The sequence below is a fragment of the Microbacterium sp. OR16 genome (genome assembly GCF_047306725.1).
GTDB lineage: Bacteria > Actinomycetota > Actinomycetes > Actinomycetales > Microbacteriaceae > Microbacterium.
The window spans coordinates 269954-295725 of the sequence record NZ_JAZEXK010000001.1; the positions used below are offsets into that span (position 1 = coordinate 269954).

The window sequence follows — 25772 nt, forward strand, 5'->3', positions numbered from 1 at the left end:
CACACAGTGAGCGGCATCGCCTTCGGAAAACCGCTGGGATCCACGCCGTCGCCCATTCCTGGGCTGGTGGTGTTCGATCTACCCGTGCACGGTGACAACCGGGGCTGGTTCAAAGAGAACTGGCAGCGGGAGAAGATGGTCGCGCTCGGTCTCCCTGATTTTGGTCCCGTTCAGAACAACATCTCGTTCAACGACGCTGTCGGAACGACGCGTGGCATCCACGCGGAGCCGTGGGATAAGTGGGTGTCGGTCGCCACGGGCCGAATATATGGGGCCTGGGTCGATCTGCGCGAGGGGCCGAGCTTCGGCACAGTCTTTACCATCGAACTGGATTCATCTCGCGCCGTGTTCGTTCCGCGAGGGGTGGGCAACTCCTACCAGACCCTCGAGCCGGACACTGCGTACACGTATCTCGTCAACGATCATTGGTCTCCCAACGCGTCATACTCCTTCTTGAACCTCGCAGATCCAGACGTCGCGATCGACTGGCCCATTCCGCTCGCCGCTGCCGAGATCTCTGCCAAGGACGCAGCTCACCCACGCCTGGGCGAGGTCAACCCGATTCCTCCACGCAAGACTCTCGTCATCGGCTCCACGGGGCAGCTCGGCCGAGCGATTCGCGCAGAGTTCGGGGACTCCGCCCGCTTCGAGTGGGCCTCCCGTCAGGAACTCGACCTCGGCCGGGGTGATCTGCGCCACGCACGGAAGTGGCGTGACTACGACACGATCATCAACGCCGGCGCCTACACCGCCGTCGACCTGGCTGAGACGCCCGAGGGGAGACATCAGGCATGGGCGGCTAACGCTGCCGGACCTGCAGCGCTAGCAGCGATCGCAGCGGAGTTCGGACTGACGATCATCCATGTCTCCAGTGACTATGTCTTTGATGGTGCCGCGCAAGAACCGTACGCTGAGGACGCCCCACTGGCACCGCTTGGCGTCTACGGGCAATCGAAGGCAGCTGGAGACATCGCGATCGCGACGGCAACGCGGCACTATGTGCTTCGCACTTCCTGGGTCATAGGAGAGGGACGGAACTTCGTCCGCACCATGCAGTCGCTTGCCGAGCGCGGCGTCGACCCTGACGTCGTGGACGACCAATTTGGACGTCTCACATTCACGTCCGACCTGGCTCGAGGGATTCGCCACCTGCTCGAGGTCCGCCCGCCGTATGGCACGTACAACCTAACCAGCACCGGCGACCCGATGTCCTGGGCTGACGTCGCCCGCCACGTCTTCACGCTTGTCGGAGCGGATCCCGCTCGCGTCACCGGAGTGAGTACCGACACGTATTTCGCCTCCGCGACCCTTCCGGTCGCTCCGCGACCGCGCAACAGTGTGCTGTCGCTTGACGCGATCGAAGCGACCGGTTTTCACCCCGGGGATGCTGTGGAGAGGCTACGGAGCTACCTCGGCCAGAGCGGGTCCTGACGTACTATGGGGCGCGAAACCGAGAATCGAGTGCTTGTGCTCGTTCCCGCGTGGAACGAGCACAAGAGCGTTGGCGCTACTGTCCGTGAGATCCTGCTCGCAGATCCGGATTATGACGTTCTAGTCGTGGACGACGGCTCTTCAGACGCCACGCCTGACCTGGCGCGCGATGCGGGTGCGCTCGTGATGTCTCTTCCGTTCAACCTCGGTGTCGGGGGCGCTATGCGCGCGGGATTCACCTACGCTCAGCGAATGGGCTACCGTCGCGCCATTCAAGTCGATGCCGATGGCCAGCACAACCCTGCCGACATCGAACGAGTTCTGCAGGGGCTGAACGACGCGGACATCTCCATCGGCGCCAGGTTCGCCGATGTCGGTGACTATACGGTCCGGGGCCCGCGCCGGTGGGCGATGGTGGTACTGGCTCGCGTCGTTTCCGGGGTGGCGAAGACGCGTCTCACTGATGTCACCAGTGGTTTCCGTGCGGCCGGTCCGCGAGCAATTGATCAGTACGTTCGGTACTATCCGGCGGAGTATCTTGGAGACACACTCGACTCGCTTGTAGCCGCGTGTCACGCAGGACTGACGGTGACGCAGGTGCCCGTCGCGATGAGACCGCGCAGGCACGGAAGCCCAAGTCAGGGTCCGATCGGTTCGACGATCTACCTACTGCGGTCTTGTTTTGCTCTGACATTGGCGTTGATGCGACCGTCGCCGACCAAGAAGCGGGATGAGCCTGCACATTCAGACGGAGGTGGAGCATCATGATCGTGGCATTGGGCGTGGTGATGGCTTTGACGATCATCGCCACCGTGCTGTGGATGCTTCTTACACGGCGGCTGCGCGAAAAGTATGCCGTCCTGTGGCTTGTCCTGGGCGTCGTGCTGCTGGTGCTCGGCCTCTTTCCCGCGCTACTCGACTGGACAACGCATCTGCTCGGCGTCCAGCTCCCCATCAATCTTCTGTTTGCAGCAGCGATCCTTGTGATTCTTGGTATCGCTCTTCATCTGTCGTGGGAATTGTCACAGAGCGAAGACGAGGCCCGGCGTCTCGCGGAAGAGGTCGCGATCGTCGGCGCTAGGCTCGATCGCCTGGAGCGTCAAGGATCCCATCGAAGATCGAATGAGCGTGGAGCCTCATCGGAAGAGGTGGGCGGCGAGGCTGCGAACGGCGACCCAATCGCGTGACAGAAGGGCCCCGGGCGTTTCGGTTGCAGCATTGAGCCTCGAGATGACGTGATGCTGAGCGACTCTTGCAGCACGAGACCAGCCTCGACGACGGAATCGCTCGGCGTATTCGAGGAAGAAGAGGCGCTCCTGCATGAAGCGCTCTCCTGACCTCGCCGAGGACATCGACGCCGAAGCACGGTGACGTCGATAGGTAAAAGTGACGGGATCGATGACGATCAGGCGCCCGCCGTCCAACGCGATGTCGAGGATGAGACCGAGGTCGAGAGCGATGTCGAATCGCTGGTCGAAGCCTATCCGCTGGGCCGTTTCGCTCCTCCAGAGGATTGAGGGAAAGTAGGCCCAGTCCGCTCGTGTGAGGCTGACGGCTAGTGGCTCGTCCTTGAGAACGACGTCTCCGTGCTCGGTTCGAGGACGGAGGATTCGCTTGACGCGGTCTGCGAGAGGCAGTGTCGGTCGTCCGTCCTCATCGATCACCTGGACACCGCTCTGGAACATTTCCGCGCCAGGATGTCGATCGGCAGCGGCCGCGAGTGTTGACAGATGGGAGGGGAGCATGAGGTCGTCACTCCCCATCATGATGAAGTGTGGCGCTTCGACCAGCGTGAGACACCGCGCGAAGTTGCCGGCAACTCCGAGGTTGTGATCGTTCCGGACAGAGCGAACTCGCGGGTCGTTGAGCGAGGCAAGCCACGTGCCGGCACCGCCATCGATGCTCGCATCGTCGACGCACACGAGGCGCCAGTCGGTGTGGCGCTGCGCGAGCACACTCCGGACGGCGGCACGAAAGTGCGGCGAGTCTCCGTAGTAGGGAAGGATGACATCGATCTCCATCACGATGCCCCAGAAGGAGGTTTGCCGGAGCGTCCGTGGCGGCCGTCTCGCCATCCGCGCCATGCGTCGATCACGCGCGGAGGTCGTCCCCGAAGCACCGACGCCGCACTCTCTTCCACGAGTCTGCGCACCACGGCCCCGAGTTGGGCCAGAGGCGTGACACTGGCAGTTCGCGCGAAGAGGGTCATGTTCCTGATGCCCAGGTACACCGGATGTGCACCTGGCTGCTGCATTGCTTTGGCCGCCGGCACGATTAGCGTGCTGTATCCGATGCGTGCCATCCGCCATGCGGTGTCGACATCCTCGAAGTAGAGGAAATAGCGCTCGTCTAACCAATCGATCGCGTCGAGTGCCGATCTGCGGTACATGACAATGGCGCCGTCCGCCCAGTCCACAGCGTACGGGTCTAGGGACCGCATCTGTGTGAGATGACCTGCTCGACCCCCTGAGGTCAGATACCCGCCCGCTGAGAAGATCCGGTCGGGCTCCGACGCCCAGTGAAGAATGGGTGCTGTCGCCCCGGCAGACGGATCTGCCTCGAGGGACGAGATGAGTTCCTCCGCGAGGTGATCGCCGAAGTTGGCGTCGTGAGTGAGCACGAGCACTGCTTCTGCGCACCGTCCGCGTGCTTCGTTGACCGCTGCCGCATACCCGGGGTTGTCGGGACGCGGAATGATCGAGATCCGATCTCGCAACGCGGAACCGTCGATGTCGCTTCTCAGCACAGTCCCGCCGTTGTCGACGACGATGACGTCGCGGGGCAGAAGCGTCTGCGAGGACAGTCGATGCAGGACCTCTTTAAGGAGCTGAGGTTGCTTGTATGCGATGACGACGGCGGTGTAAGCGGTGATGATCAGGTCCCCGAATCGACAGCTGACGTGTCCTAGGCTGGAGACGTGGCCTCCGAAGTTTTCTCGCGCGTTCCACGTCTGGGGGCGACCCCGACGATAGCGAGCCTCACGAAGTATATCCCGTATCCCTCTATCGCTCACGCGGGAGGGCAGTATGTGCTGGCACACTATCGCGTACTCGAGGAGTTCGCCGAACTCAGGATCTTCGGGGTCGATACTCCCGTCAACAGGGAATCGCTTCGCCAGGGTGCGGATGTATCGACCGTTGACTTGCTTCGCGGAAGAGGGCCAGGCGGCAGGGGTGGATGCAAAGCGCTGTGGGACGTGGAGTCTGCCCTTTCTGGGAGCGCCGTTCCCTGGCCATGGCGATGGTTGTTCCACACCCGGCATGCGCCATGGAGGGTTCTCGAACGCGCAGACCTGGTCGAGCTCCAGTGGTCGGAGGTTATAGCACTGGCTCCGCTTCTGCGCACCCGAGTTCCCGATGCGTTCCTCATCGGAATCGCGCATGACATCATCACCCAACGGTGGGAGCGAGCGACTGACGCGGCGGCTGGCCCGCTGAGGCGCATGGGATTCCGCTTCATCGCAGCGCGCAGCCGCCGTCGTGAGGCTCGATCGTTCGACTCCCTCGACCTCCTGGTGGTTTTCAGCGAGAAGGACGCTCTGCTCGCCCGCCAGCTTGCCCCGAGGCTGCGCGTGGAGGTGGTGCACCCCGGGCTCAGCACTGAGAACACTCTGCCGCGGGACCCAAGTCGAGAACGCCCCGAGGTGCTCTTCACAGGTGCCCTGGGAAGACCAGACAATTCTCGAGGTGCAGAGTGGTTTCTGCGCACGGCCTGGCCAAAAGTAGTCGAGGCGGTGCCCGAAGCTCGCCTGGTCATCGCGGGTGCGAATCCGCCCGAATCTCTCCGTCGCGCCGTCGAGGCAGCCACCTCCGCAGAACTGACCGGGTTTGTGGAATCGCTCGAACCGTACTACGCACGCGCCAGCGTCTTCATTGCTCCGCTGCTCACGGGTGCCGGCGTGAAGTTCAAGACTGTCGATGCGATGCTCAGAAGCGTTCCGGTGGTCGCAACCTCGGTGGGAGCCGAGGGTATCGACGCTCACGAACTGTTTGCCGCTGTCGATGACGATCCTGAAGTTCTGGCCGGAGCGATCGTGCGCGAACTCCGTGAGCCCGACATGGGTCGAACTGCGACAGCGGCATCATGGGCGGAGCGGACCTACGGGTACTACGCATTCCGGAGGCGGCTGACGGATCTGTACAACCGAGTCGCGCGACGATGATGAACTACGATCAAGGATCGCGCTCGCTCGGTAGAAAGGCAGATCAAGTGGATTCTCGTCGTGTCGTCGCGGTGATTTCAGTCTTCGGCGCACCGCGCGACTTGCCGGATCGAGCGAGAGCATTGCTGAGCCAGGTCAATGACGTTGTACTCGTTGACGATGGCTCGTCCAGCCTTGCACCGCTTGGATTGAACGGTGACGGGCTCCACTCCATCTCTCTGCCCGAGAACGGCGGAATCGCCAAAGCCCTCAACGTAGCTATTCAACGCGCAAGGGAGCTGGAAGCCACACACGTGCTCACGCTCGATCAGGATTCTGAGCTTCTGCCCGGGCACGTGTCTCGACTGATCGACCTAATCGATGCGGCGGTGTCGAGTGGCGTTCGCGTCGCTGCGGGCGTTCCTGGCGTTGTTGGTGGGGCGCCAGTGCTCCGGGATTCCGACGGACGACCGTTTGATCCGATTCAGTCCGGACAGGTTGTGCCAGTCGAAACCTTTGAGGAGATGGGCGGCTTCACTGAGCGACTGTTCATTGACGCCGTCGATTCCGATTTCACGGTGCGGGCACATACCGCCGGATTCGAGTTCGTCATGGACGATGAGCTCGAGATGGCACACGCCCTAGGGGAGCTCGTACCCATCACCGTTTTCGGTAGGCAGTTGGTTCTGGCCGGACGCCCGCGCCACGTCCTTTACCACTCTCCAATGAGGACTTATTACATGGTGCGCAACAGCCGTTGGCTGGCGCGAACCTACCGAGATTCCGCTCGAGACTGGGTGCGAGTCCGAAACATGAAGCTTGCAGAAATGGTGCTGGGTGGCTCTCTCCTCGCTCCGGATCGTTGGAAGCAGCTTCGCGCAATTCGCGCCGGCTGGAAGGACGCCCTGGACGACAGGTTGGGGAAGATTCCAGAGGATGTCCTAGCACTGCTCCGCTGACGCGGTGGCGCGGCTATTCGTATTACGGGCTGTATGTCGCCGCGGCTGAAGAAGCACTTCCGGCATCGCAGCCGTCGTCCTTAGGCCGATGCCAATCGCCGTGGCGCAGCTGACGCCGCTCCTCTCCTCAGGGGGCTAGCCGACGGCCAGCTAAGATGGCAAGGCGTCTGCTTCTCGCGGGCGCGCACACGCTTCCGTCGCTCAGTATCAGGAAAGTTGCATACATGGATCTCCTCGTCGTCGGGTCGGGCTTCTTTGGCCTCACCATCGCTGAACGCGCAGCCGAAGCGGGACGAAAGGTCACTGTCATCGACAGGCGTGGCCACATCGGCGGCAACGCGTACAGCGAAGCCGAACCCGAGACGGGTATCGAGGTGCACCGGTACGGTGCGCACCTGTTCCACACGTCGAATGCGACGGTGTGGGAGTATGTGAACCGATTCACGACCTTCACGAATTACGTGCACCGCGTCTACACGAACCACAACAGCGTCGTGTATCCGATGCCGGTGAACCTCGGCACGATCAACCAGTTTTTCCACGCTGCCTATTCGCCCGACGAAGCGCGTGCGCTGGTCAAGGAGCAGGCGGGGGAGTTCGACGTGAAGTCTGCGCAGAACTTCGAGGAGAAGGGCATCGCCCTCGTCGGTCGCCCGCTGTTCGAGGCGTTCTTCCGCGACTACACCGCGAAGCAGTGGCAGACCGACCCGCAGAAGCTTTCGGGTGACATCATCAGCCGGCTCCCGGTGCGCTACACCTACGACAACCGCTACTTCAACGACACTTGGGAAGGTCTGCCGACCGACGGCTACACGGCGTGGCTGGAGCGGATGGCCGATCACCCCAACATCGAGGTGAAGCTGGATGTCGACTACTTCGATGAGACTCAGCCGCTGAACAAGCGCGACACGGTGGGACAGCTGCCGGTCGTCTATACGGGTCCCGTCGACCGCTACTTCGACTATGCGGAAGGTGAGCTGAGCTGGCGCACGCTGGACTTCGAGCAGGAGGTGCTGAACGTGGGCGATTTCCAGGGAACGAGCGTGATGAACTATCCCGACCTGGACGTGCCGTTTACCCGGATCCACGAGTTCAAGCACTTCCACCCGGAGCGCAAGGCGATCTTCGAGTCGGACAAGACGGTCATCATGCGCGAGTTCTCGCGATTCGCAAACCGCGAGGACGAGCCGTACTACCCGGTCAACACGCCCGCGGACCGCGACGGTCTGCTGGCATACCGCGAGCTCGCCAAGGGCGAGCAGGACGTGCACTTCGGCGGTCGCCTCGGCACGTACCAGTACCTCGACATGCACATGGCGATCGGCTCGGCGCTCACCATGTGGAACAATCAGCTCGCGTGAGGGACGGCGACATGACTGACGAACAGAACAAGAACTACATTGCCGTCAACCACACCGTTTTCCCCCTCGAGGGGGTGGCGGAGGTTTCGGCCCTGTACGTCGACACGGGCTCCGGCGACGGGTCGCAGCCGGGAGAGGCGTACGAGATCGTCGACCGGCGTAGCATTCGTGTGTACGCTCACCGTCGCGTGTCATTGAGCACGTACTTCAACGCGTTCCCCGCGAGCTACTGGCAGCACTGGACCCGGGTCCGGTCGGTACGGCTGGTCGCCACCGTCGAGGGCCGTGGCCTCATCTCGGTCTACAAATCGAGCGCGCGAGGGCGGGCGTCGGCGCTGGCGTCGAAGTCGTTCGCGGACGAGACGGTGACCTTCGAACTGCCGATCACATCGTTCATCGATGGCGGTTCATACTGGTTCGACCTCGCATCAGGCGACGAGGACGTCACTCTCGTATCGGCGGAATGGCAGGTTGCTGCACCAGAGACCTGGAAGCCCGGCAAGACAACCGTCGGCATCACGACGTTCAACCGACCCACGTACTGCCTCAATCAGATCATCGCCGTCGGGCAGAACGAGCACGTGCACGAGGTGCTCGACCGCGTCATCGTGGTCGACCAGGGCACCGATCTCGTGTCGGACCAGCCGGGCTTCGGGGATGCCGCCGCAGCGCTCGGCGACACCCTTGAGATCGTCCGCCAGCCGAATCTGGGCGGCTCCGGCGGATTCTCACGCGCCATGCTCGAGGGGCTCAGCTCGGAGAGCAGCGACTACGTGCTGCTGCTCGACGACGACGCGATCTCCGAACCGGAGGCGATCGTGCGGGCGGTGCGTTTTGCAGACTTCGCGGTGACGCCCACGATCGTGGGAGGGGGCATGCTCCACCTCGACGATCGCTCCGTACTCTACACTCAGGGTGAGGTGTGGGATCCGCGGAAGTCGTGGATGCGACCCTCCGGCGCGAGCGAGTACGACCACGACTTCGCCGAGGAGCCCCTGCGCGAGACGCCTGAGCTGCACCGCTACCTCGGCGCCGACTTCAACGGGTGGTGGATGTGCCTCATCCCGACGTCGATCCTGCGGGAGATCGGCCTCTCGCTCCCGGTCTTCCTGAAGTTCGACGACATCGAGTTCTCTCTGCGGGCGCGGGCGAAGGGGTACCCCACCGTGTGCCTGCCCGGTGTGGCGGTGTGGCACATGGCGTGGCACGACAAGGACCCCACGCGCACGTGGGAGGAGTACTTCATCCACCGCAACCGTGTGATCACCGGTCTTCTGCACTCGGATGTGCGCAACGGGGGATACCTTCCGCTGCACTCCTTCCTCGGCGACATCAAGCTGCTGTTCATGCTGCAGTACTCGGCGGTTCGCCTTCGCCATGAGGCGCTGAAGGACGCGTTCCGCGGGCCGTCCGTACTCCCGGACCTGCTTCCGAGCAAGCAGGCGGAGATCCGTGAGCTGCGCACGAAGTACGTCGACTCTAAGGTCGTCGACGACTTCTCCGCGCTCCCGCCGGTTCGCCGCTCCTCGGTGGCAATCCTCGGCAGCGTGCGCAAGCCGACGAATCCGGTGGCTACTCTGGCCCTCGCCGTCCGCGTCGCCATGCGCCAGCTGCTGATTAAGCAGGCGGCAGGCAGTCGGCGCAACCCCGAGCGCGTCATCCCGGCGCCGGACATCACCTGGTGGCGATTCGCCGACATCGATTCCGCGCTGGTGACCTCTCCAGACGGCCTCGGCGTCGCGTGGTACCAGCGCGACCGCGCGACGATGCACAAGTTCCTCTGGCGCAGCATCCGGCTGAACCTCAAGCTCGCTCTCGGATGGAAGCGGCTCGCCGAGCAGTACTCGAAGGGCGCGCCGATGATCACCTCCGCCGAGCAGTGGCGCAAGACGATCGATAGTGTGCAGAACTGACCGCTTTCCGCGTCCGCGGGATGCGGTCTGATCAGCGCAGGAGAGAGATGAGCAGGACCACGGTCGGCGCGCCCGGCACACCGCAGCGCTATCTGCATTCGCTGTGGCTGCTGTCGGCGCGCGACCTGAAGGTGCGCTATTCGACGAGCGCGCTCGGGTACCTCTGGTCGGTGCTCGATCCGCTCGTGATGAGCGCGATCTACTGGTTCGTCTTCACTCAGGTCTTCAAACGGGACGTCGGCGAGGACCCGTACATCATCTTCCTCATCAGCGGTCTTCTGCCGTGGGTGTGGTTCAACTCTTCCGTATCGGACTTCACGAAGGCCTTCAAACGCGACTCCAGGCTGGTTCGATCCACCGCCATTCCCCGCTCGATCTGGGTCAACCGGATCGTGCTGAGCAAAGGCATCGAGTTCCTCTTCTCACTGCCCGTGATGGCGCTGTTCGTCGTCGTGAACCTGCTCACGGAGAGCGATTCGGGTCACACAGTGCAGATCGGTTGGGGGCTTCTGTGGTTGCCGGTGGCGGTGGTGCTGCAGATCATCCTCCTTATCGGACTCGGTTTGCTCGTGGCACCGCTGTGCGCCCTGTACGCCGACCTCGAACGCACCACCGGGCTGATCCTGCGGGCGCTCTTCTACGCGACCCCGATCATCTACAGCGTTTCGAACCTGCCTGAACCGTTCGATGTGATCGGTGCATTCAACCCCCTCGCAGGCATCTTCACGCTGTACCGGATGGCCTTCTTCCCTGATCAGTGGAACGCGCTCACCGTGGTGATCAGCGCGGTGATGAGCCTGATGATCCTTGGGCTGGGCGTGTGGGTGTTCCGGACGCTCGAGCGCCCCGTGTTGAAGGAGCTGTAATGGCCGCAGCAATCGAGGTGAAGGACCTCGGCGTGCACTTCCGGCGCAACCGCCGCGGACGCCGCAGCTTTAAGGATCTCTTCGCCGGGGCATCCCGTCGCTCCCGGCCTGGCGAGTTCTGGGCCCTGCGAGGTGTGAGCTTCACCGTGCAGCCGGGGGAGTCGATCGGCGTGGTCGGCCGAAACGGCCAGGGCAAGTCGACCCTGCTCCGGCTCGTCGCCGGCGTGCTTCTTCCCGACGAGGGACAGGTCGCCGTGCACGGCGGCGTCGCGCCCCTGATCGAACTCACCGGCGGATTCGTTGGCGACCTCACGGTGCGGGAGAACGTGCGGATGACGGCAGGACTGCACGGCATGTCCCGCGCCGAGGTCTCGAGAAGATACGACGAAATGATCGCGTTCGCTGAGCTCGAAGACTTCCAGGACACACCCTACAAACACCTCTCCAACGGGATGAAGGTGCGGCTCGCGTTCTCCGTCGTGTCTCAGCTCGACGAGCCGATCCTGCTCGTCGACGAGGTCCTCGCTGTTGGGGACAAGGCATTCCGGGAGAAGTGCTATCAGCGGATCGACGAGCTGCTCGCGGAAGGGCGAACGCTCTTCTTCGTCAGCCACAACGAGCGCGACCTGCGCCGCTTCTGCAAGCGAGGACTTTATCTAGACAAGGGAGCGCTGGTTCTCGACGCGTCTATCGGCGACGTGCTCGACCGCTACAACGCCGAGCATTCCTCGTGAAGCCCACCCTGCCAGCAAATGCCCTGAACCGCACGATATACTGGTCTCGCGGCGTCGCTCGGTCGTCGAGTCGGTCGGTTACAGTCGAGGTCGGTTAGGTCGTATGCGAAAAGTGATGCGCAATTTGTGCGCCCGATTCCGGTTCCGAGATGTGGAGCAACCGGAACCTATCTACCTCATCTCTGCTGCTGGTCATCCGAATTTCGGTGACGAGTTCATCGCGAGGTCGTGGCTGGACTGGCTTGCTGAACACCATCCGCAACGCGAGGTGTGGCTCGACTGCATGGAGCCCGGACGAGCCGCTCACTTATTTCGAGATACTCATCCCCGGTTGAGAACGACGAACACTCTGTGGCAGATGGCCCACGGCAATGGCCCGAGTGAGGTGCACGACGCGGCGCAGTGGATAGAAGCGATGGTAACCGGTCTAGGATCCCCTAAGAACGATCTCGGTTTGCGACAGTTGCGGGCTATGTCCTCAATTCATGTGCTAGGTGGCGGGTACATGAATACCATCTGGTCAAGGAATCTCGCTATAGTTGCCGCCATCACGGCAGTGAAGCGGCATTACGGCGTGAAAGTCTTCGCAACGGGCCAGGGTCTTCTTCCCCATGAACCGTCGACGAGACACTGGATGCGGGATCAGTTGGCCCAGTTTGATTATGTCGAGTCGCGCGACCATGAGGGAGCATCAATTTTCGACATCCACTTAGGTACCGACGACGCCTTTCTCGCGTTCGCGAATAAGCGACCGATCTACGCTCAGCGGGACTCGTTGCCACCGGCGATGGTGCTGATTCAAGGCGATCTGATTGCTGAGGGCGATGAGGCAAGTTTGGCCGCGCACGTCCGCGATTTTGTTGCCGACGTGAGCGAGGGTACGACTGTGGGCTTCGCTGAAGCTATCCCACCGGACGATACGCGTTTTGCGCAACCTCATCTCGGCGAGCGTGCTGAGTTCTTCCCATTCTTGCGCATGTGGGACGAAGGCTTCCCTGCCTTTGAAGGTCAAAAATGGCTCACGTCACGGTTCCATTTCCATCTACTGGCCGCAGCTGCGGGAGCACAGGGGACCGTTGTGAACGTTCGGCCTGGATATTACGACGTGAAGCACGATCTGCTGCTCCGAGCCGGTACTGGCTGGAGCAGACAGCCCGATAGTACGGGTAAGGGCGACGTGTTGGCGCGTGCGTCTGCGTCGGCGTCCTTCCCGCAGACAGCTAGGACGCTGGGGGCGCAGAAAGCGGAACTGGCGAAGCGGCTTTACAGCATGTGAGGCCCAGCGCCGGGGCTACGATCCTGGACATTGGTGGATTGAGCAACGGTCTCAGAGACCGACCAGTTCGCGTAATGCTTCGACGGACGACCGCGACGCGTCCACTGACACGCTCGTGCCCGCGGCCGCTGCGGCACGCAACGCGCTCAGGCGTTCCGAGTAGGTTCGGACGCCTTCCTGCCAATCCGACGCGATCGACGACGGTGCGGTTCGTTCACCAAGTCGCTGGGCATCCGCTCGCAGCGTGTCTACAACGGCGACGGCTTCCTGGCCGCGGCTATCCTCGACAATGCCCAGTCCGGTCAGCGCATCATCGAGCCAGCCGCCGACCTGGCCACGGAACGCATCCATGCTCGGGTCGACCGGCGGGGGAGGTGTGGTCACCGGCGTCATCGACGGCTCGGGCGCCTCGGACGGCGCCGCAGAAGGAGTCGCGGACTCCGTTGCAGAAGCAGACGCCGAGGGCGAAACGCTCGCAGACGGCGTCGCGCTCGGCGTCGCGGTCGCACTCGCGAGCGGCGCACCGGGCCGCAGGAACAGCCAGAACACCAGCGCCGCGATCACGACCGCAGCCACCGCCAGGCCGACGATCAGCCACGTGCGGCCGCGCTTGGGCACCTCGTCCGCGTACGCCCAGACGTACTCGGGCTGCTGCTCGGTCATCGTGCCTCCAGTGCCGGCATGGGCTGCCAGGTGCGATCGCGGCCGATCCGGCCGCCATCGCGCAGACCGCGGAACAGGTTGCTCGTCCCGCGCACCGTGCGCTCGACGAAGAGCAGCCGGATCAGCTCCTTGGCGAACGTCGCCGAGGTGCCCAGGCCGAACAGCACCGGGTTGTACACCCCGTGCACCCGGTAGTAGTTCTTGATGAACGCGCGGTTGCGCATGATGTAGTACCGGTACGCGTTGCTCGACGCGTTCATGTGCCGGATGCCCATGTCCCACTGCTTGATCTCACGCGTGCGGCGCAGCACGAACTCGTCGACGATGACCGCGGTGGTCAGGCGAGAGGCCAGCCAGCCGTACATCTGGTCGTCCCAGTAGATGAAGAAGCGCGGGTCGGGCAGGCCGATCTGCGCGACGATCGAGCGATGGATGAACATGCCCTCGAAGCATCCGCTGTTCATCTCCTTGAAACCCGACGAGTCGAACTTCGAGGGCGCGAAGGGGATCGGGATGCCCATCCGGTCGGCGATCCGGTACTGCCAGTAGAACTCGCTGCCGTCGTAGTCGTAGCGCCGGCCCTGGATGCTCTTGAAGCGCCGCGACCAGCGACCCATCTTCGCGAGGCCGTCCGGCAGCACCTCGACGTCGTCGTCCATCATCCAGATCCACTCGGATCCCAGCTCGTACGCCGTGCGCATGCCCTCGCTGAAGCCGCCGGAGCCGCCGGTGTTGGTCTCGAGGCGGCGGTAGACGATCTCTGTGCCGAGGTCGTCGCGGAAGGAGTCGACGACCTCGGTCGTGTCGTCCGACGATGCGTTGTCGATGACCACGACGCGGCCGGGCTTCGGATCCATCGACCGGATGCTGGTGAGCAGCCCGCTGAGCAGGTGCGAGCGGTTGTAGGTGACGATGACGATCGACGCGGTGGACGGATCGAACGCGCTGCCGGTCATGCCCAGCTCTCCGAGCGGGTGCGGACGGGCAGGGATTCTGTCACGGGGGTCACGGGATCACAGTCTATCTCCATCATCCTGTGGCGCCCGGGAGCGGCGGGCGCTCCGACCCGAGCGTCGGGATCGCGCCGGTGTGGGCCGCGTCGATGCTCTCGCGCCACGACCTGGTCTGCCCCGCGCGCAGGGCGCAGAGCACGAGCAGCAGCCAGCCCGTCGAGGTGAGAGCGAAGCTCTCGAACATCGACTCCACCCCCAGCGTGACGAGCACGAGCGGCGCCCACGCGTACACGACCGAGCGGCGCACGCTCGCCACCAGCCACGAGCGCACGAGCGCGACCCCGCCGAGCACGACGAAGAGCGCGAGCCCCGCCCAGCCCAGCTGCAGCAGCAGGTCGAAGTACGCGTTGAGCGCCGACTGGTGGTGATCCGACAGCAGGAAGTTGATGTACGTGAACGGGTACTCGCCCCGCGGCCATGGCCCGAACCATCCGTAACCGGTGATCGGCCGCTGGGCGATGAAGTCGAGCATCATGTTCCACAGGTCGGCCCTGGTCGAGAAGTCGGAGCCGGCATCCAGCAGACGGATGATCTGGTGTCGGAGCGCGAATGCGACGACGAGCCCCACGACCACCAGCCCTCCCAGCGCCACCTGGACGGCGCTGCGGCGGTGGGCCGGCGTGTGTCGCACGATGACGAGCGCGACGGTCGCCACACCGACGGCCGCGGCGAGCACCACGACGGTCGGCGAGGCGGAGAACAGCGCAAGCGACCCGCCGAGCGCCACCGACAGCACGCCCGCGACGCGACCGATCGACTGCGTGCGCCATTCGATCACGAACGTGATCAGGGCGATCACCGCGATGAAGCCGAGCATGTTCCGGGTGCCGAAGATCCCTTGCACCGGGCCGCCGACCGCGAGCGAGCCTTCGATGCCCAGCAGGCGGAACGGGGTGTCGAGCAGGATGCCGAACACAATCTCGAGCGCCAGCGACAGGCTCAGCAGCCAGCGCAGCGTGTCGCCGATGGCCCGCACGGTCTGCAGCGTGTCGCGCACGTGTCCGATCGTGATCGCGATGACGGCGTAGCCGATCAGGGTGAACCACCCGGCGACCGTGCCCCCGCGATCCGAAGACCACAGCACGCTCAGCAGAGCGAGCAGCAGGAAGCCGAGCAGCGAGGTCGGGGCGAGCCGCAGCAGCGAGAGCTCCTCGCGGCGCACGACCAGCACCGCGGCGCCGATCACGGCGAGGGCGCCGATGATGGTCATGAGGCTCACCGGCGACATCATCCGCTCGATGAGGAACGACGAGAAGACCGCGGTGAGCGCGGTCAGCGTGTAGGCGCGTGCGAACAGCGCCGAACCCAGCATCGACACGACGAGGCGCCGCGGCGTCATGGCACCTGCCGCGGCTGCGGGCCGTGCGAGATGACCGGCGTGCGCTCGCCGACCCCCACGCCGATGAGCGGCACCGCCTTCATCTTGAACGAGAGCAGGATCAGCAGCAGCCAGCCCCACAGCATGATCGGCGCCGATTCGGCGAGGCCCTCCACGAGCAGCACGGCCGTGAACAGCACGGGCAGCAGCGACAGGGGGGAGTAGGGGCGACGGGCGTCGAGATCCCACCGTGGCCGGTCGACGGCGAAGAACCACGCCCGCCACAGCAGCGCCAGCCAGGCGACCGCCATCAGCACGACGCCGACCACGCCGAGCTGCAGGAACACGTCGAGCCACATGTCGTGCGCGTGGAAGACGCTGAGCCCGTGGTTCACGATCCAGCCGTCGAACGCCGGATCCCAGGGAACCCAGGGGGAGGAGAAGCCGTTGCCGAACACGGGCCGGGTGATGGCACGCTCCCACACCGCCTGCCAGATCTCGATGCGCCCGGTGAGATCCGAGCCCTTGCCGAGCGCCGACAGGAGCTGATCGCGCAGCAGCACCGCGCCCCCGACGCCGACGACGGCGACAGCGGCGAAGAGCAGGTACAGCCGGCCGCGCCCCCGGGGCGTCGCGGCACGCATCAGCATCACGGCGGCCAGCACCGCCACGACGACCGCGATGCTCAGGTAGACCGTGGCCGACGCGGCTTTGACCAGCAGCACGACGGCGAGCACAGCCCAGAAGATCAGCATGGTGCGCCGTCGCACCTGCGTCGCGTACAGCACGGCGAACACGATCAGCGCGAACAGGCACATCATCGCGAGGGTGTGCGCGTTGCCGACGACCCCCTGGATCCGGCCGTCGTCGAACAGGTTGCCGCGCACCCAGTAGAGGTGCGGATCGATCTTCCCCTCCGGCAGATCGACGAAGTTCGGCAGCAGCGGGCGGCGCAGCACGAGCGCGACCCATAGTTCGATAGCGAGGGAGAGCCCCAGGATCAGCTTGAGTGCGGTCGAGATCGCGCGGGCGATCTCGTTCCAGGTGAGGGTGGTCGCGATGAGCACCGCGGTAACGGTGATGGCGGCCAGCAGCGACCAGGTCAGCAGCGTGGCGGCGGGCCAGCGAGACCAGAGGGAGGATGTCAGGGCCAGGGCCGCATAGCCGAGCGCCGCCCACGGCAGTCGGCGCCAGGGGAAGCGGGTGGGACGCTGCGCGACGACCTCCGGCACCCAGATGGCCAGCGCGCCAGCCGTGAGCACGACGAGCAGGATGCCTGATCCGAGCGCCCCGAAGGTGTTGTACACGGCCGTGTGCGCGAAGACGCAGAACAGAGCCAGGACGCTGTACGCGCGCACCAGCAGGTGCCCGGTCGTCTCGCGGGGCGGCGCCGCGGGGCGAGGGGCCACGGGATGCTTGCTGTACACGGCCATCGGGTTCAGGCTACCGCGCCCGGCCTCGCTCGCACTCGCCTCCAACCGTGCTCGCGTACACCGGCGCGACACGCCGATGGGCGTTCAATGAACCTTAAACGCCCCGTTGAGGGTTTACGATCCGCGACTTGACCGCAGCGAATGACACGGGTGTAATTAGTGGTGCACGGCCCGGAGGGGGCACAAGCAGGGTTGGGAGATCGAGATGACGGGTTACCGGTCAGACGTTCCCGAGAATTGGTTCGTCGATCCAGTGAACCTCGGCGTACCCGGAGTACGCCGGGCTGACGCCGAAGATGATGGCGCGCTCGCCTGGCAGGTCGACGCGCTGTGCGCGCAGACCGACCCCGAGGCGTTCTTCCCCGAGAAGGGCGGCTCGACGCGCGACGCCAAGCGCATCTGCACATCGTGCGACGTGCGGGGCGAATGCCTCGAGTACGCGCTCAGCAACGACGAGCGCTTCGGCATCTGGGGCGGTCTCAGCGAGCGCGAGCGCCGCAAGCTCAAGCGCCGCGCGAGCTGACGGCTTCGCGGGCACGCCGAGGTCGATGATCGGCGCCCCGCGGATGCCTGTCTAGGCTGTCTCTGCCATGCCATCCCGAGTACACGCCATCGTCGTCGCACGCACCGGCGACTCCGCAGCAGCACAGCTCAGCGAGACCCTCGACGCCCTCCGCGCTCAGACGACCCCGCCTGACGCCGTCACCGTCGTGGTGCTCGGCAGCGGTGCCCAGGTGCGCGCCATCGACGGCATCGGGCACAGCGTCGAGGCGATCATCGAGGCGCGGGCGACCACGACGTTCGCCGAAGCCGTCGCCCTGGCGCAGCCGCGCGTGGCGAGTGGCAGCTCGGTGTGGATGCTCACCCACGACTCGAGGCCGCGGCGCAAGGCGCTGCAGCTTCTCGCCGGTTCGCTCGAGCGCTCGCCGTCGGCCGCTCTCGCCGCCCCGAAGCTCGTGCGATACGATGACGACCGCGAGATCGTGTCGATGGGCGTGAGCATGAGCCGGTTCGGCAGAGCCGTCGAGCTCGCCGCCGACGAACTCGATCAGGGGCAGCACGACGCCGCCGAAGACGTCCTCGGTGCAGACGTGCGCGGCATGCTCATCCGCGGAGCCGCGCCCGTCGTGCTGCGGCCCGATCCCGGTCTCGGCGGCGCCGATGAGGGGCTCGACCTCGGCGTGCGCGCCCGGCTCGGCGGCGCACGCATCGTGCTCGTGCCGAAGGCGCGCATCGGCGTGCGACCCGACGGCGTCGCCGCACTCCCGCAGAGAGAAGCCGCGCGCACGTGGGCGATCCGTCGCGCCCAGCTGCACCGGCGCCTGGCCTACGCGCCGGCCTTCGCTGTTCCGCTGCACTGGCTGAGCCTGCTGCCGCTGGCCCTCTGGCGCTCGATCGTTCACCTCATCGGCAAGCGGCCGGGTGCTGTCGCCCCCGAATGGGGAGCGGCCCTGGCCGCCATGCTAGCGGTGCCGGCAGTGGCGCGCTCACGACGTGCGATCCGTTCGTTCCGCACGGCGTCATGGGCCGGCATCGCTCCGCTTCGCGTGACGCGGACCCAGCTGCGGCACCGCCTCGATGACGGGCACGGCAGCGAGCGCGGCGCGGTCAGCGAGCTGCACTTCTTCAGCGGCGGGGGTGCGTGGGCGGTGCTCGCGGCGCTCGTGGTCAGCATCGCCGCGTTCTTCCCGCTGCTCGCCTGGCCCAGCATCGGCGGCGGCGAGCTTCTTCCCATGCAGCAGGCGGTCGCCGACCTCTGGAACGACGCCGCTTGGGGTCTGCGCGATCTCGGCCCCGGCATCATCGGACCGGCAGACCCGTTCGCGGCTGTGCTCGCGGTGCTCGGCACCCTGTGGCCGGGTTCGCCGTCGTTCGCGGTCGTGCTGCTCTGGCTGGGTGCCCTTCCGCTCGCGGTGCTCGGCGGGTGGTTCGCCGCGACCAGGATCACCGACCGTGCCGGCCTGCGGATCCTCGGCGGCGTGCTGTGGGCGCTGGCTCCCACGTTCCTCGCCGCTCTCGTGCAGGGCCGACCGGCGGCGGTGCTGCTGCACCTGCTGCTGCCCTGGCTGTTCCACTCCGCGGCCGTGGCGCACCGATCCTGGGGAGCGGCGGGAGCGGCATCCCTGCTCGCGGCAGCCTCCCTCGCCTGTGCGCCGTCGCTCGCGCCGGCTGTCGTCGCGCTCTGGGGCCTGGCGGTGATGGCGATGCTCGCCGCCGGCCGGGTGCGCGGAGCCGTGCGCGTGTTCTGGCTGCTGATCCCCGCGGCCGCGCTGTTCGCACCCCTGGTCTACTGGCAGCTGCGCCACGGCGATCCGTGGGCGCTGCTGGCCGACCCCGGCGCCGTCGCGCCCCTCGCCCAGGCGGCCTCGGACGCCGCAGGACGCCTGCTCATCGCTCAGGGCTTCCCGTCGCCCGACCGCGGCGGGTGGGAGTGGCTGCTGGGCGGCAGCTTCGCGCCGTTCGCCTTCCTGCTGCTGCTGCCGGTGGCGGTGCTCGCGTTGACCTCGGCGCTCTCTCCGCGGTGGCGCGCGGGCTTCGCCCTTCTCGCGACCACGATGGCCGGACTCGTCACGTCGATGATCGCGGTAGGCGTGCAGGTGTCGTTCGCCCAGGGCGAGGCCGTCGCCATCTGGCCCGGAACCGGACTCAGCTTCGCGTGGCTTGGTGCAGTCGGCGCTGCGCTGGTCACCCTCGACACGGTCGTGGCGGTGCCCGCATTCCGCTCCGCAGCAGCGCTCGTCACCGGCGTCGGGGTGCTCGTGTGCGCTGTGCCAGGCCTGCTCGCGGTCAACCTCGGTGAGGCGCAGATCCGCAACGGAGCCAAAAGCACGCTGCCGGCTCTGGTCGCCGCCCACGCCTCCGACGACGCCGACAGCGGCACGCTCGTCATGACGCCCCTCGACGACGGCTCCCTCGCCACCCAGGTGGTGTGGGGCCCCAGCGCCACACTCAGTGCACAGAGCACGATGCTCACCACTGCGACGCGTGTGCGCGACGACTCTCTCGCCGCTGACGCGGTCGACCTGCTCTCGGCCCGCGACTTCGATGCCGCGGCGGCGCTCACCGATCGCGGGATCGGCTTCGTGCTGCTCTCCTCGCTTCCCGGCCAGAGCGATCAGGCTCGCCGCATGAGCGAGACCGCGATCACGGCGATCGACCAGCGCGCCGGTTTCGTGAAGGCGGGCGACACCCCCAACGGGATGCTGTGGCAGACGGCCACGACACCCGCTGAGCGCGCACAGCCCTCGCATGCGCAGAACGCCCTCGGCAACCTCATCGGGCTGGGGCAGCTCATCGTCGTGCTGGCCGCCGTGCTGCTGTCGATCCCGACGCGCGCGTCGCGTCGCGCCGCTCGCGCTCGCTCGCGTGTCGTCGGCCGCTCACTCGACGAGCCGATCGCCCCGCGACGGGCGGATGGCGATGCCGTTGCAACTTATACCGATGCGCACGATACCGGTGCGCAGGGTTCCGATGCGCAGAATTCCGGTGCGCAGGTCGCCGATGCGCGCGACGGCGACGCTGCCGACGACGCGCGCCCCGCCCAGTCCGGCCCACCGGCCCGGGAGCGTCAGCCCGAACCCGCCGGAGTCGTGTCGCCCACCGCGGCAACGGCCACTCCGCATCCCGCCGCCGAGGAGAACAGCCGATGAAGCAGAGCACGATCCGCCTCGCGGCCACCGGCGCCAGGCTCGCCACCGGGGCGGTCGTCGCCGCGGCATGCGTTCTCGGCGTCGTCGCCGCGGTCGCCACGCCGTGGCCGAGTGTGCAGAACGAGCCCGCCGCCGCGACGGTCACCCCGGTGCCGGGCGATGCGACGATCGTGTGCAACGGAGCCTTCCGTGCGCTGGGGCGCGACTCCAGCCGGGCCGAGTCGCTGGTCTCGGCGGCCGCCCCCACGGTGCGGATCGACGCGCGCGAGCACGAGACGACCACGACCGACCTGGCGATGCCGAACGTGCTGGGCGGGGAGGGCGCGCAGAGCATCACGGCGGCCGTCGCGGATCGCACCGCGCCGCTGATCTCCGCATCGGAAGCGGTCAGCCTCGACGAAGAGGATCTGCGCGGATTCGCCGCCGCGCCGTGCCGCGAGCCGGGGATGAGCTCATGGCTGGTCGGCGGCGACGGTTCGACGGGATCGTCCGACCTGATCCTGCTCTCCAACCCCGCCGACGTGCCCTCCACCGTTCAGCTGAACGTCTACGGCGCCCAGCGCAAGACGACCACCAAGATCGTCCCGCCGAAGACGCAGACCACCCTGACGCTGGCATCCGTCGCGGGTGCCGAGCCGCGTCCGGTCATCGAGGTGATCGCCGCCGGAGCGCCCGTGCGCGCAGCGCTGCAGTCGGCGCACGTGCGCACGCTCGACGCGGTCGGCATCGACGTGCAGGACGGCGTCGGCGGCGCACAGCGCAGTCTGCGGCTGCTGGGCGCCCAGTCGCAGCCGATCTCCGAGGGAGACGACTCGACCGGCATCCTGCTGCGCATCCTCTCGCCGCGGGAAGACGCCACCGCGACGGTGCGCGTGCGCGGCGCGGACGGCACGGTCGACTCCGACGAGTACGTGATCGAACTCACCGCGGAGACCCCCACCGAGGTCTCCCTGACGGGGATGGGCGCGGGGGCGCACGACATCGAGATCGACGCGACCGCGCAGGTCGTCGCCGGTGCGCGTCAGACGGTGCGTGCGGACGGGCGCGAGGACTTCGCCTGGATGCTGCCCGCCCCGCAGCTGACCGGCACCGTGCCCTTCAGCGTTCCCGGTGGTGCGGCGGCGACGCTGTACCTCAGCAACGCCGAGGACAGCACCGCCACGGTGGCCCTCGAGGGCGTCGACGAGCGAACGGTCGTACTGGCGCCGAACGGCGTCGAGCAGGTCTCGCTGCAGCCCGGCGAGCATCTGCTCACCGCCGACGGGGCGGTTCACGCCGCGGTCGGCCTGCTCGGCGACGCGGCGATCGCGGGCTGGCCGCTGTGGGCGCCGCCGGCGACGCAGCAGCCGATCATCGTGCACCCCTGACGACCCGTCGGGCCCGTCCGGTCCGCGCGCGAGCGATCAGTGGTCGCGGCCGTCCGGCCCGAGCTCCCAGGGCTCGCGCCCCACGTACTCGGCCGCCGCATGGAATACGGCGCTCTCGACGGCCATGCGGCGATGGGCCGCGTCGTCGTGTCCCTTCGGCAGCAGGCGCTCGATCGGCACCCGGTACAGCGTCACCCGCTGCGCAGCAGGGTCGGCTCGCCACAGCGGGATGCCGTCGGCGCGATCGTGCGCGGGCATCGCGGCGATCTCGAAGCGCACGTCTCGCAGCTCCTCCCAGGTGCCGCGAAGATACTCGACCGCGCTGCCGACCGTGATCTCGAACCGGTCGAGCCGCCCGTCCAGCGGCGGCAGGGGCGGCCTGACCACCTCACTGCGCCCGAGTCGACCGTGGCGGCCGTGACGCGTGCCGCGCCGGGGTGCGGGGGAGGAGCGTCGGGCGGGCATGCCGAAAGTCTATTCGCTGCCGCGCGGCTGCACCCCGCTCGCACGACCCGGTCATAGTGTGGAGGCGATGGACGACAGACTCCGACTCGACGATGCGTCGCGACGCGACCGAGGATCGCGCCTCGACGCGCACCTGGCCGTCGGTGAACGGCTGTGCTCGAAGGTCGCCTGTGCGCGCGAGGCGATCGCGACGCTCACCTTCGACTACGGCGACCAGATGGCCGCGCTCGGTCCGCTCGGGCCCGGTGGCGACCCGCACGCGCACGACCTGTGCGCCCAGCACGCCGATCGGCTGTCGGTGCCCGCCGGGTGGCTGGTGATCCGCCACGAGGCGCTGCGCTCGTGAGCGCCCCCCCTGATGACCACGCCCTGATGACCGCACCGTCAGCCGCTGCGCTCGTCACGGACTGACGAGCGCCGATCGCGGCGCCGCGCTCAGAGCCCGATGCGCCGTCCGCTCAGGCGCTCGGCGCGCTCGTCGGCGAGCGCGAGCGCGCGCTGTTCGCGCCTGCGGCGCAGCACGGTCACCCCGAGCAGCAGCTCCTCGGGAGACACCGCCGGCACCGGCGAGATGAACGGCTGCGCTTCGAGAGCGAGCTCGTGCGCGACGCTGGCTCGTGCCGAGGGTGAGAGACGCTGAGCGCCTGCGAGGAACTGCGAGATGCGCCGAGCGAGCCGATCGGGCATCCGCGCGACGTCGGCGACGGCGGCCCACCCCTGCAGCGACGGCGGCAAATGCGGCTGATGCGAGGGCAGGGCGGGGGTGCGCACGCGCTGCGAGTAGGTTCCGGCGACCAGGTCGCCGAGTCGCTGCGAGCGGGCGGTGAGCGCACCGGTGATCACGGCGGCCCCGCCGAAGGTCATGTACACCTCGAGCACCCCCACGAGGGCGCGGATGAACGTGTGTCGGAAGGTGATCGCCCCGCCGTCGACCCGCACGATGCGCCCGCCGACCGCGAGCTTGCCGACGCTGCGGCCGCGCATGGCCACCTCGACGGTGATCGGCAGCACGAGAAAGCTCAGCACGGCGGCGCAGATCATCAGGATGCGGAAGGTGTGCTCGGTCAGCAGGCCCTCGGTCATCAGCCACACCTGCACGAAGGTGACCGCGAGGAACAGGGCGAACCCGATGGCCATGTCGATCAGAGCGCCCGCGGCGCGCAGCACGAAGCCGACCGGCTGCACGTCGATGGCGACGGCCTCGCCCGACAGGATCTCCTGCTCATCGGTGATCGTGGCTGACATGAGTACAGTAAATCAGGTGGATGCCGATGCCCTCGCCGACGCCCGCCGCCCCGAATGGGAACGGCTCGATGCGCTGAGCCGCAGACGCCGCCTGAGCGGCGCAGAGGTCGACGAGCTGATCGTGCGATATCGCGCCGCGTCCGCCGACCTCGCCGAGCTGAAGACGTCGGTGGGTGACTCGCCGCAGGGCGCGTACCTGTCGACGATTCTCGCTGCCGCGCGGCTGCGATTCACCGGGGCGGGCGACAACGTGCTCGCGCAGGCCGCACGCTTTTTCGCGCTGCAGCTGCCCGCGGCGCTGTACCGGATCCGCTGGACCACCGCTGTCATCGCGATCTCCTTCGTGCTCGTGGTGGCGCTCACGGCAGCGTGGATCGCCTCCGATCCTGCGCTGATCGCGACGCTGGGGCCGCCCGATGTGCTGCGGCAGTACGCCGAGGAGGACTTCGTCGACTACTACGGCCCGATGGCGTCGTTCGCGGGGATGGTCTGGCTCAACAACGCGTGGATCGCCATGCAGTGCGTGCTGTTCGGTGTGACGGGCATCTGGCCGGTGTGGATGCTGATCCAGAACGCCTTCGGGCTCGGAGTCTCCGCCGCGGTCATGTCGGCCTACGGACACCTCGACACCATGGTGCTGCACATCCTGCCGCACGGGATGCTCGAGCTCACCGCCATCTTCGTCGCGGCCGCTGCGGGCCTGCACATCTTCTGGGCGTGGGCGGCCCCCGGGCGGCGGACCAGGGCCGAGTCGCTGGCCGCCGGCGGTCGTGCTCTCGCCACGGTCGCGATCGGCCTGGTCTTCGCCCTGTTCCTCTCGGGTCTGGTAGAGGGCTTCGTGACCGGCTCGAACCTGCCGTGGCCCGTGAAGATCGGGATCGGCGCGCTGGCGCTCGGCGCGTTCCTGTTCTACATGCTCGTCATCGGCAGGCGCGCAGCGCGTCGGGGCGAGAGCGGCGACCTCGTCGAGTACGAGGCGGGCACGCCGACGCTCACGGCTGGGTGAGCGAGGACCACCCTCCGGAGTCGTCGTCCGACTCGCCGCCATCCGGTTCGACTGTGCCATCGAAGAGAGCACGGTACGCGATGCCGATCGCCGCCGCTGCGACGGCGGGGAAGACGAGGAACACCCAGAGCTGAGCGAGCGGGCCGATGCCCCCGTATATCGCCGTGGCGATCGCGCGCGCGGGGTTCGCGGCGCCGCCGGCCACCGGGATGGCGACGAACTGGATCGCCGCGAAGGTGAGCCCGATCGCCACGCCACCCGCCGCGGTTCGACGCTCGGGGTGGGTCACGCTGAGGAAGACGAGCACGAGCAGCGCGGTGAGGATGATCTCGATGACGATCACCGCGGGCATCCCGAACCCGCCCGGCGAGAGCGTGCCCCAGCCCGTGCTCGCGAACCCGGCATCCTGCACGCGCTCCAGCCACCGGTCCGGGCCGAACAGGCCCACGACGATGAGCGCCGTCGAGGCGATCACCGCGCCGACGACCTGCGCGAGCACGTACGGCAGCGCGTCGCGCCATGCCAGGCGGCCGGCGGCAGCGGCGCCGATGGTCACCGCAGGGGAGAAGTGCCCGCCGGAGATGCCCGCGAACGAGCTGAAGGCGGCGAGCAGTGCGATGCCGAATGCGAGCGCCACGGTCAGATTCACGGCTGAGCCCGCGCCGGGATCGGCGAACAGCGTGGCGGTGAACAGCGACGCGCCCACGCCGAGGAAGACGATCAGGAACGAGCCGAATCCCTCGGCGGTCAGCCGGGCGCCACGGGAAGCGGCCGCGGCTGCGACGGACGTGCGGGGTTCGGTCATGCCGGCTCTCCTCATCATGCCGGCCACGCGCCGGATCGTCCTTCGATGATCCCGCATCACCGGGTGAGCCGGGCGGGCACACGCCGAGGCCCCTCCATCGCGGCGATGAAGGGGCCTCGTGTTCGC

General features: G+C 66.9%; 24 protein-coding genes. 15 read left to right on the top strand and 9 right to left on the bottom strand.

Features of this window, described 5'->3' with window-relative positions:
• Positions 1-6: 6 nt before the first annotated feature.
• The 3 genes from V2S05_RS01275 to V2S05_RS01285 are packed head-to-tail and all read left to right on the top strand — an operon-like array spanning position 7 to position 2618.
• On the top strand, positions 7-1431 hold the full coding sequence (locus tag V2S05_RS01275; protein ID WP_413633462.1) for a sugar nucleotide-binding protein: 1425 nt from the start codon (positions 7-9) through the stop codon (positions 1429-1431).
• Positions 1432-1437: 6 nt separating this feature from the next.
• On the top strand, positions 1438-2199 hold the full coding sequence (locus V2S05_RS01280; RefSeq protein ID WP_413633464.1) for a glycosyltransferase family 2 protein: 762 nt from the start codon (positions 1438-1440) through the stop codon (positions 2197-2199).
• Positions 2196-2618: a DUF2304 family protein gene (locus tag V2S05_RS01285; protein ID WP_413633465.1), complete on the top strand. Its 423-nt coding sequence runs from the start codon at positions 2196-2198 to the stop codon at positions 2616-2618. Before V2S05_RS01280 ends, V2S05_RS01285 begins: the two co-directional genes overlap by 4 nt.
• On the opposite strand, the gene V2S05_RS01290 is transcribed toward V2S05_RS01285, so the two are convergent.
• A complete protein-coding gene (locus V2S05_RS01290; RefSeq protein ID WP_413633466.1) occupies positions 2568-3452 on the bottom strand; it encodes a glycosyltransferase family 2 protein in 885 nt (294 codons plus the stop codon). The two genes, V2S05_RS01285 and V2S05_RS01290, sit on opposite strands and share 51 nt — an antisense overlap.
• Positions 3452-4813, bottom strand: coding sequence for a glycosyltransferase family 2 protein (locus V2S05_RS01295; RefSeq protein ID WP_413633467.1), 1362 nt, complete (start codon positions 4811-4813; stop codon positions 3452-3454). The genes V2S05_RS01290 and V2S05_RS01295 overlap by 1 nt, the downstream gene beginning before the upstream one ends.
• A 60-nt stretch (positions 4814-4873) precedes the next feature.
• Here V2S05_RS01295 and V2S05_RS01300 point away from each other — a divergent pair, with 60 nt between their 5' ends.
• The 7 genes from V2S05_RS01300 (at position 4874) to V2S05_RS01330 (ending at position 12681) form a co-directional block, all read left to right on the top strand.
• Positions 4874-5593: a glycosyltransferase family 4 protein gene (locus tag V2S05_RS01300; protein WP_413633468.1), complete on the top strand. Its 720-nt coding sequence runs from the start codon at positions 4874-4876 to the stop codon at positions 5591-5593.
• A complete protein-coding gene (locus V2S05_RS01305; RefSeq protein WP_413633470.1) occupies positions 5590-6531 on the top strand; it encodes a glycosyltransferase in 942 nt (313 codons plus the stop codon). Before V2S05_RS01300 ends, V2S05_RS01305 begins: the two co-directional genes overlap by 4 nt.
• 224 nt (positions 6532-6755) lie before the next feature.
• The gene (glf, locus tag V2S05_RS01310; RefSeq protein WP_413633471.1) at positions 6756-7892 is read left to right on the top strand and encodes a UDP-galactopyranose mutase; all 1137 of its coding nucleotides are present in this window, start codon (positions 6756-6758) and stop codon (positions 7890-7892) included.
• Between the two features lie 11 nt (positions 7893-7903).
• A complete protein-coding gene (locus V2S05_RS01315; protein WP_413633472.1) occupies positions 7904-9805 on the top strand; it encodes a glycosyltransferase in 1902 nt (633 codons plus the stop codon).
• A 47-nt stretch (positions 9806-9852) separates the two neighbouring features.
• Positions 9853-10671: an ABC transporter permease gene (locus V2S05_RS01320; RefSeq protein WP_413633474.1), complete on the top strand. Its 819-nt coding sequence runs from the start codon at positions 9853-9855 to the stop codon at positions 10669-10671.
• A complete protein-coding gene (locus V2S05_RS01325) occupies positions 10671-11405 on the top strand; it encodes an ABC transporter ATP-binding protein (protein ID WP_413633475.1) in 735 nt (244 codons plus the stop codon). Before V2S05_RS01320 ends, V2S05_RS01325 begins: the two co-directional genes overlap by 1 nt.
• A gap of 115 nt (positions 11406-11520) precedes the next feature.
• Complete coding sequence (locus V2S05_RS01330) at positions 11521-12681, top strand: polysaccharide pyruvyl transferase family protein (protein WP_413635197.1); 1161 nt, start codon at positions 11521-11523, stop codon at positions 12679-12681.
• Positions 12682-12732: 51 nt separating this feature from the next.
• On the opposite strand, the gene V2S05_RS01335 is transcribed toward V2S05_RS01330, so the two are convergent.
• From V2S05_RS01335 to V2S05_RS01350, 4 genes are all read right to left on the bottom strand, one after another.
• Positions 12733-13344: a hypothetical protein gene (locus V2S05_RS01335; protein ID WP_413633477.1), complete on the bottom strand. Its 612-nt coding sequence runs from the start codon at positions 13342-13344 to the stop codon at positions 12733-12735.
• Positions 13341-14300, bottom strand: a complete 960-nt coding sequence (locus tag V2S05_RS01340; protein WP_413633479.1) for a glycosyltransferase family 2 protein — start codon at positions 14298-14300, stop codon at positions 13341-13343. Before V2S05_RS01340 ends, V2S05_RS01335 begins: the two co-directional genes overlap by 4 nt.
• 73 nt (positions 14301-14373) lie before the next feature.
• Positions 14374-15696, bottom strand: a complete 1323-nt coding sequence (locus tag V2S05_RS01345) for an O-antigen ligase family protein (protein ID WP_413633480.1) — start codon at positions 15694-15696, stop codon at positions 14374-14376.
• Positions 15693-17108, bottom strand: coding sequence for an O-antigen ligase family protein (locus V2S05_RS01350; protein ID WP_413633481.1), 1416 nt, complete (start codon positions 17106-17108; stop codon positions 15693-15695). The genes V2S05_RS01345 and V2S05_RS01350 overlap by 4 nt, the downstream gene beginning before the upstream one ends.
• A gap of 205 nt (positions 17109-17313) precedes the next feature.
• On the opposite strand from V2S05_RS01350, the gene V2S05_RS01355 reads away from it, so the two are divergent.
• The 3 genes from V2S05_RS01355 to V2S05_RS01365 all read left to right on the top strand — a co-directional run bounded on the left by V2S05_RS01355 (position 17314) and on the right by V2S05_RS01365 (position 22125).
• Positions 17314-17631: a WhiB family transcriptional regulator gene (locus V2S05_RS01355; RefSeq protein ID WP_101187161.1), complete on the top strand. Its 318-nt coding sequence runs from the start codon at positions 17314-17316 to the stop codon at positions 17629-17631.
• Between the two features lie 67 nt (positions 17632-17698).
• Positions 17699-20758 carry a glycosyl transferase gene (locus V2S05_RS01360; RefSeq protein WP_413633482.1) on the top strand — a complete coding sequence of 1020 codons (3060 nt, stop codon included), beginning with the start codon at positions 17699-17701 and terminating at the stop codon, positions 20756-20758.
• Positions 20755-22125 (top strand): DUF5719 family protein, encoded by a 1371-nt coding sequence (locus tag V2S05_RS01365; protein ID WP_413633483.1) that lies wholly within the window; start codon positions 20755-20757, stop codon positions 22123-22125. Before V2S05_RS01360 ends, V2S05_RS01365 begins: the two co-directional genes overlap by 4 nt.
• Positions 22126-22161: 36 nt before the next feature.
• Here the strand turns inward: V2S05_RS01365 and V2S05_RS01370 are convergent, their stop codons facing one another.
• A complete protein-coding gene (locus V2S05_RS01370; RefSeq protein WP_413633484.1) occupies positions 22162-22590 on the bottom strand; it encodes a hypothetical protein in 429 nt (142 codons plus the stop codon).
• Between the two features lie 67 nt (positions 22591-22657).
• Here V2S05_RS01370 and V2S05_RS01375 point away from each other — a divergent pair, with 67 nt between their 5' ends.
• Positions 22658-22936: a DUF3499 family protein gene (locus V2S05_RS01375; RefSeq protein WP_413633485.1), complete on the top strand. Its 279-nt coding sequence runs from the start codon at positions 22658-22660 to the stop codon at positions 22934-22936.
• An 89-nt stretch (positions 22937-23025) separates the two neighbouring features.
• Here V2S05_RS01375 and V2S05_RS01380 read toward each other — a convergent pair whose 3' ends face one another.
• The gene (locus V2S05_RS01380; RefSeq protein WP_413633486.1) at positions 23026-23835 is read right to left on the bottom strand and encodes an RDD family protein; all 810 of its coding nucleotides are present in this window, start codon (positions 23833-23835) and stop codon (positions 23026-23028) included.
• 16 nt (positions 23836-23851) lie between these two features.
• Between V2S05_RS01380 and V2S05_RS01385 the strand changes: the two genes are divergently transcribed.
• The gene (locus V2S05_RS01385) at positions 23852-24841 is read left to right on the top strand and encodes a stage II sporulation protein M (RefSeq protein ID WP_413635199.1); all 990 of its coding nucleotides are present in this window, start codon (positions 23852-23854) and stop codon (positions 24839-24841) included.
• On the opposite strand, the gene V2S05_RS01390 is transcribed toward V2S05_RS01385, so the two are convergent.
• On the bottom strand, positions 24828-25646 hold the full coding sequence (locus tag V2S05_RS01390; protein WP_413633487.1) for an aquaporin: 819 nt from the start codon (positions 25644-25646) through the stop codon (positions 24828-24830). The two genes, V2S05_RS01385 and V2S05_RS01390, sit on opposite strands and share 14 nt — an antisense overlap.
• Positions 25647-25772: the final 126 nt, after the last annotated feature.